Source organism: Vibrio sp. 779(2023), from assembly GCF_033344285.1.
In the GTDB taxonomy this organism is placed as follows: Bacteria; Pseudomonadota; Gammaproteobacteria; order Enterobacterales; family Vibrionaceae; genus Vibrio; species Vibrio alginolyticus.
In genome coordinates this window covers 84,660-97,187 of record NZ_JAWPOM010000006.1, presented here as the reverse complement: position 1 = coordinate 97,187, position 12,528 = coordinate 84,660, and the positions used below count along the sequence as shown (strand labels likewise).

The window sequence follows — 12,528 nt, the reverse complement described above, 5'->3', positions numbered from 1 at the left end:
AATTTCATTCTAATGATTATTAATACAGGATATAGAATTATTATAATTCAAGGGATTATGTAGTATGAGCACTGCCTTTGAAGTCGATAGCAATATCGCAAACATTTTTTCGTCTCAGGTTCCTATCGTTGAGGGAACGTATGACTTAACGCCAGATCAAGTATTGATTGATCAGGCTGAGCATGAATCTGAAGTACGTTCTTATCCACGTCGTTTGCCGATCGCAATTAAACAAGCCTTTGGGTGCTTGGTTGAAGATACGCGTGGACAGATCTTTCTAGACTGCCTTGCGGGGGCTGGCACTCTAGCTTTGGGGTATAACCATCCTGAAATAAACCAAGCTCTGAAAGAGCAATTAGATTCAGGACTGCCATATCAGACGCTAGATATTGCAACATCAGCAAAAACGACGTTTATTCAATCTGTTAAGTCTTTTCTTCCTCAAGAGTTAAGCGAGAACAGCGTTATCCAATTTTGTGGCCCGTCTGGAGCTGATGCGGTTGAAGCTGCTATCAAGCTCGCGAAACAGACTACCGGTCGCAACACTATGTTTGCCTTCCGTGGCGCATACCATGGTATGACTAATGGTACGATGGGGATGATGGGTAACTTAGGCACCAAAGCTCGTCGAACTGGTTTGATGTCGGATGTGCACTTTATGCCTTTCCCATACAACCTGCGTTGTCCTTTTGGGCTTGGCGGTGATGAAGGTGCAAAAGCAAGTATTCGCTATATCGATCGTCTTTTAAACGATGATGAGTCAGGCATTATGAAGCCTGCCGCGATTATCGTGGAGCCAGTGCAAGGTGAGGGTGGTGTTGTTCCTGCGCCAGCATTCTGGCTACGAGAGTTACGTCGTATTTGTGATGAACACGGTATCTTACTGATCTTCGATGAGATCCAGTGTGGTGTTGGTAAAACTGGCTACAATTTCGCGTTCGAAGAGTCGGGCATTGTTCCAGATATTCTGTGTTTATCAAAAGCAATTGGTGGTGGCTTACCAATGTCGCTATTGGTTATCAACAAGCAACATGATACATGGAAGCCGGGCGAGCACACAGGTACATTTCGTGGTAACCAGCTAGCTATGGTCTCTGGTGCGAAAGCATTAGAAATTATCCAGCGTGATAATCTTGTTGAGCATGCCAATATTGCGGGTCAGTACTTGCGCTACGGCCTTGAAAGTATTCAAAAGCGTGTGAACTGTATCGCAGAGGTTCGTGGCAAAGGTTTGATGCTAGGCGTGGAGATTAAAAATCCAGACGGTGAGCTCAATAAATTTGGTGAACCTCAAGCGGATAGTGAACTCACACTTTCTATTCAACGTGCAGCACTTGAGCGTGGCTTGATCGTTGAGAAAGGTGGACGCGAAGGCGCAGTAATTCGTTTCCTTCCTCCTCTTATCATCTCGTTTGAACAAATCGACTTTGCTTTACGTGTATTTGAAGACGCGATTTTAGCCGCAGGCGGTAGTCACATCGAAACTCAGCCACAAGATGAATGGAAGAAGCATTTCATCCACACTGGAGAGATGGGCAGCAATGAATTTGCTTCGGTGATGAATCACACCACTACGGTAATGAAGTCAGTGTTTGAACAAGTGACTGCACCGTATTCAGGTATGGATCCAAAAGCATTGGAAGCAGCGATTCACGACGTTGATCTTGATAATGGAAATGCGCCTCTTAAAACCGTTATCGACGATGCTGCTGAGCTGGTCGCGAAAAACGCAATTTTTACTCAACATCCAGATTGTATTGCTCACCTACATACTCCACCGTTGATGCCAGCGATTGCGGCAGAGGCAATGATTGCGGCTTTGAACCAGTCGATGGACTCATGGGATCAAGCTTCATCAGCGACTTATGTTGAACAGAAAGTTGTGAACTGGCTATGCGATAAATATGAGTTAGGTGAAAAAGCGGACGGTATCTTCACGAGCGGCGGTACGCAAAGTAACCAAATGGGTTTGATGCTTGCGCGAGATTGGATTGCTGACAAACTCAGTGCACACTCAATTCAAAAGCTTGGCCTTCCTGAATACGCAGACAAGCTACGTATTGTATGTTCGAAAAAATCCCACTTCACGGTTCAAAAATCAGCCTCTTGGATGGGATTGGGTGAAAAAGCGGTCATGACCGTCGATGCTAATGCCGATGGAACGATGGATGTCACTAAATTAGACGAAGTTCTCAATCAGGCCAAAGCAGAAGGTTTGATCCCATTTGCCATTGTTGGTACAGCGGGTACAACGGACCACGGTGCTATTGATGACTTAGACTTTATCGCCGATATCGCAGCGAAACATGACATGTGGATGCACGTTGACGGTGCATACGGTGGAGCTCTGATTCTAAGTAGCCAAAAAACATGTCTGAAAGGTTGTGAGCGTGCACATTCCATCAGCGTAGACTTCCATAAGCTGTTTTACCAAACCATCAGTTGTGGTGCGCTATTGGTAAATGACAAGTCTAACTTTAAATTCCTGCTTCACCATGCAGACTACTTGAACCGCGAACACGACGAACTACCGAACTTGGTGGATAAGTCTATTGCGACAACTAAGCGTTTTGATGCGCTCAAAGTGTTTATGACGATGCAAAGCGTAGGGCCAAAAGCCCTAGGCGATATGTATGATCATTTGCTTGAACAGACGCTTGAAGTGGCGGACATGATTCGAGATAACAAACACTTTGAGTTGTTGGCTGAACCATCACTATCTACGGTTCTGTTCCGCGCGACACATGAATCAGCGGATCTTGATGAACTGAACAAAACGTTGCGCTTAGAAGCGTTAACACGCGGTATCGCGGTATTGGGTGAAACCATTGTCGACGATAAAACTGCATTGAAATTTACGATTTTGAACCCGTGTCTGACGACGGCGGACTTTGAATCTTTGCTCTCAAAAATCAATACGCTAGCGGCAGAGCTAGTTTAACAAAGGTAACGGAAAACTATGGCAATTCTACAGATTGGTGCAGGCGGCGTTGGCTGGGTAGTTGCACATAAAGCAGCACAAAACAACGACGTTCTGGGTGATATCACAATCGCATCACGTACCGTAGGTAAGTGTGAGAAAATCATCGAATCGATTCAGAAGAAAAACAATCTGAAAGATTCAACTAAGAAATTAGAAGCGCGAGCGGTAAACGCGGACGACGTAGATTCTTTAGTTGCTTTAATTAAAGAAGTACAACCTGACTTAGTGATCAACGCAGGTCCTCCTTGGGTGAACATGTCTATTATGGAAGCATGTTACCAAGCTAAAGTGTCATACCTTGATACATCTGTTGCGGTTGATTTGTGCTCTGAAGGCCAACAAGTACCTCAAGCTTACGATTGGCAGTGGGGTTACCGTGAGAAGTTTGAAGAAGCGGGCATTACAGGTATTCTTGGTGCTGGTTTCGATCCGGGCGTAGTATCGGTGTTTGCCGCATACGCAGTGAAGCATCTGTTCGATGAAATCGATACTATCGACGTAATGGATGTAAACGCAGGCGACCACGGTAAGAAGTTCGCAACTAACTTTGATCCAGAAACGAACATGCTTGAGATTCAAGGCGATTCGTTCTACTGGGAAAGCGGCGAGTGGAAACAAGTACCTTGTCACTCACGTATGCTTGAGTTTGAATTCCCGAATTGTGGTTCACACAAAGTGTACTCAATGGCGCATGACGAAGTTCGATCTATGCAAGAGTTCATCCCGGCGAAACGCATCGAATTCTGGATGGGCTTTGGTGACCGTTACCTAAACTACTTCAATGTGATGCGCGACATCGGCCTACTCAGCCCAGATCCACTAACGCTTCACGACGGTACGGTTGTTCAACCTTTGCACGTGCTAAAAGCACTACTACCAGATCCAACATCACTCGCGCCAGGCTACACTGGCCTAACGTGTATCGGTACTTGGGTTCAAGGTAAGAAAGATGGTAAAGAGCGCAGTGTATTTATTTACAACAACGCTGATCACGAAGTCGCATACGAAGATGTTGAACACCAAGCTATCTCATACACCACTGGCGTACCAGCGATCACTGCGGCTTTGCAGTTCTTCCGTGGCAAATGGGCAGACAAAGGCGTGTTCAACATGGAGCAGCTAGATCCAGACCCATTCCTAGAAACCATGCCATCTATTGGTCTAGATTGGCATGTTCAAGAACTGGAGCCAGGACAACCTGTTATCCATAAATTGAAGTAAGAATTTAGCGACTCTTATTTGTACGTTTAAGCCGATGCACTTGCGTCGGCTTTGTTCGATTTTATAGTGTCTTTGCTAAGGCGAAGGGACGTAAGGTATCAAAATGCAACAAAACGAACTAAAAACGCCATACTTCATGATCAATGAAGACAAGCTGATTGAGAACCTAGAGAAAGCAAAACAGCTAAAAGACATCTCTGGTGTGAAGCTTGTATTAGCACTGAAGTGCTTCTCAACATGGGGTGTATTCGACATCATCAAGCCTTACCTAGACGGAACAACAAGTTCTGGCCCGTTTGAAGTGAAGCTTGGCTACGAAACGTTCGGTGGTGAGACACACGCATACAGTGTGGGTTACAGCGAAGATGACGTTCGCGATGTGGCGGACATCTGTGACAAGATGATCTTTAACTCTCAGTCACAGCTAGCGGCTTATCGTCATATTGTCGAAGGTAAAGCATCGATTGGCTTGCGCCTAAACCCAGGTGTGAGCTATGCAGGGCAAGACTTAGCAAACCCAGCGCGTCAATTCTCTCGTCTTGGGGTTCAGGCTGATCACATCAAACCGGAAATTTTTGATGGTATTGATGGCGTAATGTTCCACATGAACTGTGAGAACAAAGACGTGGATGCGTTTATCGGCTTACTCGATGCTATTTCAGATCAGTTTGGCGAGTACCTAGATAAGCTGGACTGGGTGAGCATGGGCGGCGGGGTATTCTTCACATGGCCGGGTTATGACATCGAAAAGCTTGGCCTAGCGCTGAAAGCGTTTGCTGAAAAACACGGCGTGCAAATGTACCTAGAACCGGGCGAAGCGATCATTACCAAGACGACTGACCTAGTGGTCACTGTGGTTGATATCGTTGAGAACGTAAAGAAAACCGCGATTGTGGATTCAGCAACAGAAGCACACCGTCTTGATACGTTGATTTACGACGAGCCTGCATCGATTCTAGAAGCGTCTGAAAATGGTGAACATGAGTATGTGATCGGCTCGTGTTCATGCCTTGCGGGTGACCAGTTCTGCGTGGCGAACTTTGAACAGCCGCTAGAAATTGGACAACGTCTGCATATTCTTGATAGTGCGGGTTACACCATGGTGAAATTGAACTGGTTTAACGGTCTACGTATGCCGTCGGTCTACTGTGAACGCTCGAATGGTGACATTCAAAAACTGAATGAATTTGACTACTCTGATTTCAAACGTTCACTATCTCAGTGGTCAGTGAAATAAGACGTATCGCGCCATAAGCACCAAAAGAGCAGCTTAATCGCTGCTCTTTTTATTGGGGAAACGATAACAGTACGTGATTAACTCTCCACAATCACACGAGTGTCTTCACTCAGAGATTCTAACTCATTGGCTATGTCTTCAATTTCTAGCTCGCTAGGCAGTTTTATCGCCATTTTAGCGCTGAATAAGCTAGAGCTTACCCCTCCGCCTCCAGCAATGAATACACGCTGACAATCCATATCTAAAATTGAGATACCTTGATTATCGAGAACGTGAGTAATTTCATTCACAATACCCGCTCTATCGTTGGCATCTAAACGAAGTTGGAAGATAGTGTCTTCACGATATGAATGAGGCTCAGAGTCGACGAACCTAACAACAAGAGTCTGACAAGAAGAGAACGCCTGTTTAACGATGTCGGCATTTTCTCTTGGAAGCTCTACTTTGATGACACCTGCAACTTGGTCTTCGATAAAGTTTACTTTGCTGATCAGCCATTTCCCGCCGTTTTCGTGTGTGATTGCAGCGAGCTCTTTAATCGTGGCGGGTGACGCTTGTCCGACAAAATTAACAATAAATACGGTGTTCATAATGTCCCCTCCTGGAATCAAGGTTTGGACGCAGTACGAATAAACGTGCTACTTAAGTTATTGGAATAAATCCTTTTATTTAGTGTAGGTGCTAAGGACGGGTAATGTTTGATGAAAGTCAATTTTTAACACTAATTCGTGATGGAAATAATTAAAACAATGTTCAGAGCACAAAAAAGCAGCCATCGTAAGGCTGCTTTTTACCGAGTATCAACTTAGGATTAGAAGGTTACTTTTAACTCGACACCATAAAATTGACTGTCGTAGTTTGCGCCTGCGTCCATGGCGAATTTTGCAATATCTTGGTTTCCAAACCAAGGTGATGAATTGAATTGTAGTTCTGCACTACCGCCCCATGCATCAGTTACCCAATAATGAATATGTCCAACAGGGTTTAAGAAGAAGAGCGAAACATCACCTGCGGTTTCAGAGCCCATAACTTCGCCACCGTTGGCAATAATGTTTTGCTCAGCCGTTAACATCATTTCACCAACAACAGCACCAAAGAACGGTGTGATAAAAATATCCTGCCAAGATGGTACTTCTGCGAACGCCTCTACGCCATACTCCCAAAAGAACGTCGACATAGTTGCGGAGTACAAAAACGACTGAAATTCATTATAGCCAGCGTGACGTGCTGCCGTGTAGTAAACGCCGCCAAAATATGGGTGCATGATGTAGTTGAGGACATGTTCATCGCGATCCCAAACGGGGCCGTCAGAGACATTATCTTTCCACTTTTGCCCCAACTTACTCATGTCCCGGTCTTCTTCGTCCCATTTGGTGATACTTTCTGGAAGAAAAGTCATCATGCCTACGGTCGCGATACTGAGACCTAGAATGGTGTAGGTTTGACCCATCAGATAATCCCAGTCTTTATCTTGAGGGATGATGAGATGTTTAGGCTGAAGCCCTGCGTCAAGGTTTAGCGAATCATCATTATTCTGTTCATACATAACACCGCGATTTTGAGCCTCGAAGGTGTACAGAGTCGTCGTTTCGCAGTAACCTGACAAACAATCAGGTGTGTAAGAAAACTCTGTATGACGGCTTAGGTCATAGTGACTTGCGTGCGCAAGCGCTGACGAAGCCAAGCAAAGGCCTGTTAGAGTCGTCTTGAACATGGATGATTTTGACACAAAGGTCTCCGAGTTAATGGTGTATGTTCGGGCTCGTAATTATCCCTCAAAACATCAATCATTTAAACACTTGACCCTTATTTAGTCCCAACAAACCTCGGCGATATTTGTCCAAATAAAAAGAAAAATAAGCGCTATAACGAAAATAGGATTGTGCTTACGTTCAGGAGTCAGTTGTGAAAATAGCAATGCTTAGTACTGGTGAGGAAGTCCTCCACGGTGATATTGTTGATACTAATGCGGCATGGTTGTCTAGCCTGTTTTATCAACATGGATTTGGCTTAACAAAGCGCTCAACGGTTGGTGATAGCCTATCGAGTTTGGTTGAAGAGTTTTTAATGCTCAGCTTTAACAACGATGTGGTTATTGTTAATGGTGGTTTAGGCCCTACAACGGATGACATGAGTGCTGCCGCCGCCGCGAGAGCCGCCGATTGTAAACTGGTGCTATTCAAAGAGTGGTTGCAGCATCTAGAAAGTTTGTATGCTCGACGTGGCATCCCTATGCCGGACAGTAATTTAAAGCAAGCAATGCTGCCAGAAACGGCAGAGATATTGGACAACCCGATAGGCACTGCTTGCGGTTTCAAAATGCTGATTAATGATGCCATTTTTTATTTCACACCGGGTGTACCAAGTGAATTTAAGCTCATGGCAGAGACGCAAATTCTTCCCGATCTGAGAAGAGTGTTTCCCGATGTTCAAGGTTCATGTTGTAGTCGAATCTACACGTTTGGTCTATCTGAATCCGGTATTTCAGATAAGCTAGATCAGCTAAAACTTCCTCAAGGCTATGAGCTAGGGTATCGCTCTTACTTGCCTTTTATTGAAGTGAAACTTTTTGGTCCTTCAGATCAGATTGAACAGCGTTTGAAACTAGTACAGATAATTAATAAACACCTTGAGAGTAATACCGTTAGTATTGACTTACCTATGGTTGAAAATGTCGGCCAGTTGTTGGTCGATAAAGGACTAACGGTGTCGACCTCCGAAAAAAGTAGCGGAGGATACTTAACGTACTGGCTAAACGGCGATGAAAACGCTGAAAAGCAACTAGGGCATGGTTGGATACTACCGAGCCTGACTCAAGCGATGGCCAACAGCGGAGATCCATTAGCAGAGACGTTTGCTCTGGCTGGCGCTACGCGAGATAAGTGTGGGACGGATTTATCACTCGTTACTGGCCATATTGAAGAGGGTGTTTTTTCCGTCGCTTTATCGACACCGTCAGGCGAGTGGGGAGCATTATATAAACTCTCGAAAAAGTATCAGCGCAATGATCAAGTTAAAGTGATCAGCACGGCAGCACTAGACTTGTTGCGTCGCTACCTAGAACGTAAACCGATGTTTGTGCATTATGCATTTTTAGAGAAAGTTAAAGAGATGCACCTCCCGAGCAGTGCTTTATAACCAAAGCTCTATACAGTAGTCTGAGAGACAAAACACAGAGACAAAAAAGCCAAGGTGATTACCTTGGCTTTTGCATTTTATACCGTCGAGTCAACGTTATGCGCGCTGCTTTTCTTTCATCGCGTAGTTAACGCCGCTAAGTGACAAATCTGATTTTGCTTTACAGATACAAGGTAATATTTCATCACTTTGTGTGTAAGCCATGGCAAAACCAACATACTCCACTTCACCAGACTCCAATTTGCAGCGACAGGCGCCGCAGTGCCCATCACGGCAGTTGTATTCTGGTAATAGGCCAGCTTGCTCCATTGTTTCCAAAATCGTATTGGAAGGGTTGGATTCAATGCTGATCAGTTTGTTGATTTTGAGTGTTGCCATTACAGCTCGAATCCTTCGAAGTCATCTGCGCGAACTTCATTGTCAATTTGACCCACAAGGTAAGAAGAGATTTCTGCTTCTTGAGGCGCAACTTGAACGTTATCTGAAGACAACCAAGCGTTAATCCATGGAATTGGGTTAGTTGTTGCTTCTGGATACGCTGCTGGTAGACCTACCGCTTGCATACGAATATTTGTGATGTATTCAACGTATTGGCTTAGGATGTCTTTGTTTAGACCGATCATAGAGCCATCTTTGAATAGATACTCTGCCCACTCTTTTTCTTGCTCAGCCGCTTCTTTGAATAGGTCAAAACAGTCCTGTTTTGCCTCTTCTGCGATTTGCATGAAAGTGAAGTCATCTTGACCGTTACGTAGCAGGTTGATCATGTGCTGCGTGCCATTTAAGTGAAGTGCTTCGTCACGAGCGATCAGCTTGATGATTTTCGCGTTACCTTCCATTAGTTCGCGTTCTGCGAAAGCGAAAGAACATGCGAAACTTACGTAAAAACGAATAGCTTCTAATGCGTTAACAGACATCAGACAGATGTACAGCTTCTTCTTAAGATCGTACAGACTAACCTTAACCGTTTCACCGTTAAGGACATGCTCACCTTCACCATAGCGATGGTAATCATTCGTCGCTTGAATCAAATCGTCGTAGTAGTGCGCGATGTCTTTTGCACGCTTCAGAATGTGCTCGTTCTCAACGATATCATCAAACACTACAGCAGGGTCGTTCACGATGTTACGAATAATGTGTGTGTAAGAACGAGAGTGAATCGTTTCAGAGAAAGACCAAGTCTCAATCCAAGTCTCTAGTTCTGGTAGAGACACAAGCGGCAGCAGTGCCACGTTAGGGCTGCGGCCTTGGATAGAGTCAAGAAGCGTTTGGTACTTCAAGTTAGAGATGAAGATGTGCTTCTCGTGATCTGGCAGTTTGTTGTAATCGATACGGTCGCTAGATACGTCTACTTCTTCTGGACGCCAGAAGAAAGAAAGTTGTTTCTCGATAAGTTTTTCGAAAATCTCAAACTTTTGTTGGTCGTAACGTGCAACGTTTACTGATTGACCTAGGAACATTGGTTCCTTCAATTGGTCATTCTTTTTTTGGTTAAAAGTACTGTAAGCCATAATGCCTCAATTCCTTTTAAACCTCCCCGTAAGGGGGAGGTTATCGATAGTCTGTCTTTACGGGTTCGCTAGGTACGGGAAGATTAAATCTTACAACCGCCGCCAGCACAATCGTCATCTTGTGGTTGAACAGCGTCTTTCTGTTCATCTTTCGCGCCATCACGAGTGTTGTGGTAGTAAAGCGTTTTCACACCAAACTTATACGCTGTTAGCAGGTCTTGAAGTAGTTTCTTCATTGGAACCTTGCCAGTCTCGTAACGTGACGGGTCGTAGTTAGTATTAGCAGAGATAGCTTGGTCAACAAACTTCTGCATAATACCCACAAGGTGTAGATAACCGTCGTTCGAACCGATATTCCAAAGCAGTTCATAGCTGTCTTTAAGTTCTGTGAACTCTGGTACAACTTGCTTCAGGATACCGTCTTTCGAAGCTTTTACTGAAACGTAACCACGTGGTGGCTCAATACCGTTAGTTGCGTTTGAAATCTGAGAAGAAGTCTCAGAAGGCATTAGTGCAGTCAGTGTTGAGTTACGTAGGCCGTGCTCCATAATTTCTTTACGTAGGCTGTCCCAGTCGTAGTGCAGCGCTTCGTCACAAATTAGATCGATATCTTTCTTATACGTATCAATCGGCAGTAAGCCTTTCGCGTAGTTCGTCTCGTCGAATGAAGGACACTTACCTTGCTCTTTCGCCAGTGCTACAGATGCTTTCAATAGGTAGTACTGCATTGCTTCGAACGTACGGTGAGTTAGGCCGTTCGCGCTACCGTCAGAGTATTTCACGCCATTCTTCGCTAAGTAGTAAGCAAAGTTAATCACACCAACACCTAGCGTACGACGGTTCATAGTCGATTTGTATGCCGCTGGTAGAGGGTAATCTTGGTAATCAAGCAGTGCATCTAACGCACGAACAACAAGATCGGATAGCTCTTCGAAATCATCTAGAGACTTGATAGCACCTAAGTTGAATGCAGAAAGCGTACACAGTGCGATCTCGCCTGAGTCATCTTCAACGTTAGTTAATGGTTTCGTTGGCAGTGCGATTTCTAAACATAGGTTCGACTGACGAACTGGAGCGACTTCAGAATCAAATGGGCTGTGAGTATTACAATGGTCCACGTTCTGGATGTAGATACGACCCGTTGATGCACGCTCTTGCATTAGCAGAGTGAACATTTCAATCGCTTTAACCGTTTCTTTCTTGATTGAAGGATCGTTCTCGTACTTCACGTATAGACGCTCAAACTCTTCTTGGTTTTCGAAGAATGCGTCGTACAGACCAGGTACATCAGATGGTGAGAATAGCGTAATATTGCCGCCTTCAACTAAACGTTGGTACATCAGTTTGTTTAACTGAACACCGTAGTCCATGTGACGAACACGGTTTTCTTCAACACCACGGTTGTTCTTAAGTACCATTAGTGAGCGTGCTTCACCGTGCCACATTGGGTAGAACACAGTAGCTGCGCCACCACGTACACCACCTTGTGAACAACATTTTACTGCTGTTTGGAAGTACTTGTAGAACGGAATACAACCAGTGTGGAATGCTTCACCACCGCGAATCTCTGAGCCTAATGCACGGATACGACCTGCGTTGATACCAATACCAGCGCGCTGAGATACATAACGAACAATTGAGCTTGCTGTTGCGTTAATAGAATCAAGACTATCGCCACACTCGATCAGAACACATGAGCTGAACTGGCGAGTAGGGGTACGCACGCCAGACATAATTGGCGTAGGTAGAGAAATCTTAAATGTCGATGTCGCATCGTAGAAACGTTTGATGTAATCAAGACGCGTCGCTTTTGGATATTTCGCAAATAAGCACGCTGCTACAAGGATGTATAAGAACTGAGCACTTTCGTAAATTTGGCCCGTAACACGGTTCTGTACGAAGTACTTACCCTCTAGCTGCTTAACTGCCGCGTATGAGAAGTTTAGGTCGCGTTTATGGTCGAGGTACGCATCAAGTTCGTCGAGTTCTGCTTTTGTGTAGTCTTCTAGAATATGTTGATCGTACTTACCCATATCGACGAGGCGAGACACGTGATCATAAAGCGTTGGTGGCTCGTATTGGCCATACGCTTTTTTACGCAGATGGAATACCGCTAGGCGAGCAGCTAGGTATTGGTAATCCGGAGTCTCTTCAGAGATCAGGTCTGCCGCAGACTTGATGATTGTCTCGTGAATATCTGTCGTTGTGATGCCGTCGTAAAACTGGATGTGAGCGCGAAGTTCTACTTGAGAAACCGAAACATTATCTAGACCTTCTGCAGCCCAAGTGATAACGCGGTGGATTTTATCCAGATCGATACTTTCTTTACGGCCATCACGCTTGGTGACGGTAAGTTGTTGGTTCATTCTGCTTTATTTCCCTAAGAAAACTGATAAAAGCCGTATTTTTGTTTGTTTATGTGCAATATGAGTAAAGCT

9 protein-coding genes are annotated in these 12,528 nt (G+C 44.8%); 4 read left to right on the top strand and 5 right to left on the bottom strand.

The window, feature by feature from the left end; translation table 11 throughout:
* Positions 1-64 precede the first annotated feature (64 nt).
* The 3 genes from R8O70_RS10040 (at position 65) to nspC (ending at position 5,441) form a co-directional block, all read left to right on the top strand.
* Complete coding sequence (locus R8O70_RS10040) at positions 65-2,941, top strand: pyridoxal phosphate-dependent class III aminotransferase (RefSeq protein ID WP_318184166.1); 2,877 nt, start codon at positions 65-67, stop codon at positions 2,939-2,941.
* Positions 2,942-2,959: 18 nt separating this feature from the next.
* Positions 2,960-4,204, top strand: a complete 1,245-nt coding sequence (locus tag R8O70_RS10035; protein ID WP_132936799.1) for a carboxynorspermidine synthase — start codon at positions 2,960-2,962, stop codon at positions 4,202-4,204.
* Positions 4,205-4,307: 103 nt separating this feature from the next.
* The gene (nspC, locus tag R8O70_RS10030; protein ID WP_054577687.1) at positions 4,308-5,441 is read left to right on the top strand and encodes a carboxynorspermidine decarboxylase; all 1,134 of its coding nucleotides are present in this window, start codon (positions 4,308-4,310) and stop codon (positions 5,439-5,441) included.
* Between the two features lie 77 nt (positions 5,442-5,518).
* Here nspC and R8O70_RS10025 read toward each other — a convergent pair whose 3' ends face one another.
* Both R8O70_RS10025 and R8O70_RS10020 read right to left on the bottom strand, forming a co-directional pair.
* The gene (locus R8O70_RS10025) at positions 5,519-6,031 is read right to left on the bottom strand and encodes a glycine cleavage system protein R (protein ID WP_005376814.1); all 513 of its coding nucleotides are present in this window, start codon (positions 6,029-6,031) and stop codon (positions 5,519-5,521) included.
* A 221-nt stretch (positions 6,032-6,252) separates the two neighbouring features.
* Entirely contained in the window at positions 6,253-7,155 is a 903-nt protein-coding gene (locus tag R8O70_RS10020) for a DUF3943 domain-containing protein (protein ID WP_318184182.1), read from the bottom strand.
* Between the two features lie 191 nt (positions 7,156-7,346).
* Between R8O70_RS10020 and R8O70_RS10015 the strand changes: the two genes are divergently transcribed.
* Positions 7,347-8,579, top strand: coding sequence for a CinA family nicotinamide mononucleotide deamidase-related protein (locus R8O70_RS10015; protein ID WP_318184165.1), 1,233 nt, complete (start codon positions 7,347-7,349; stop codon positions 8,577-8,579).
* 96 nt (positions 8,580-8,675) lie between these two features.
* Here the strand turns inward: R8O70_RS10015 and yfaE are convergent, their stop codons facing one another.
* The 3 genes from yfaE to nrdA all read right to left on the bottom strand — a co-directional run bounded on the left by yfaE (position 8,676) and on the right by nrdA (position 12,456).
* Positions 8,676-8,957 carry a class I ribonucleotide reductase maintenance protein YfaE gene (gene yfaE / locus R8O70_RS10010; RefSeq protein ID WP_005376817.1) on the bottom strand — a complete coding sequence of 94 codons (282 nt, stop codon included), beginning with the start codon at positions 8,955-8,957 and terminating at the stop codon, positions 8,676-8,678.
* Complete coding sequence (nrdB, locus tag R8O70_RS10005; RefSeq protein ID WP_005376818.1) at positions 8,957-10,090, bottom strand: class Ia ribonucleoside-diphosphate reductase subunit beta; 1,134 nt, start codon at positions 10,088-10,090, stop codon at positions 8,957-8,959. Before nrdB ends, yfaE begins: the two co-directional genes overlap by 1 nt.
* An 83-nt stretch (positions 10,091-10,173) precedes the next feature.
* Positions 10,174-12,456, bottom strand: coding sequence for a class 1a ribonucleoside-diphosphate reductase subunit alpha (gene nrdA, locus R8O70_RS10000; protein WP_005376819.1), 2,283 nt, complete (start codon positions 12,454-12,456; stop codon positions 10,174-10,176).
* Positions 12,457-12,528: the final 72 nt, after the last annotated feature.

Bases quoted from the DNA above. Each gene is read 5' to 3' on its own strand.
- R8O70_RS10040 (WP_318184166.1), top strand. From the start codon at position 65: ATGAGCACTGCCTTTGAAGTCGATAGCAATATCGCAAACATTTTTTCG.
- R8O70_RS10035 (WP_132936799.1), top strand. From the start codon at position 2,960: ATGGCAATTCTACAGATTGGTGCAGGCGGCGTTGGCTGGGTAGTTGCA.
- nspC (WP_054577687.1), top strand. From the start codon at position 4,308: ATGCAACAAAACGAACTAAAAACGCCATACTTCATGATCAATGAAGAC.
- R8O70_RS10025 (WP_005376814.1), bottom strand. From the start codon at position 6,031: ATGAACACCGTATTTATTGTTAATTTTGTCGGACAAGCGTCACCCGCC.
- R8O70_RS10020 (WP_318184182.1), bottom strand. From the start codon at position 7,155: ATGTTCAAGACGACTCTAACAGGCCTTTGCTTGGCTTCGTCAGCGCTT.
- yfaE (WP_005376817.1), bottom strand. From the start codon at position 8,957: ATGGCAACACTCAAAATCAACAAACTGATCAGCATTGAATCCAACCCT.
- nrdB (WP_005376818.1), bottom strand. From the start codon at position 10,090: ATGGCTTACAGTACTTTTAACCAAAAAAAGAATGACCAATTGAAGGAA.
- nrdA (WP_005376819.1), bottom strand. From the start codon at position 12,456: ATGAACCAACAACTTACCGTCACCAAGCGTGATGGCCGTAAAGAAAGT.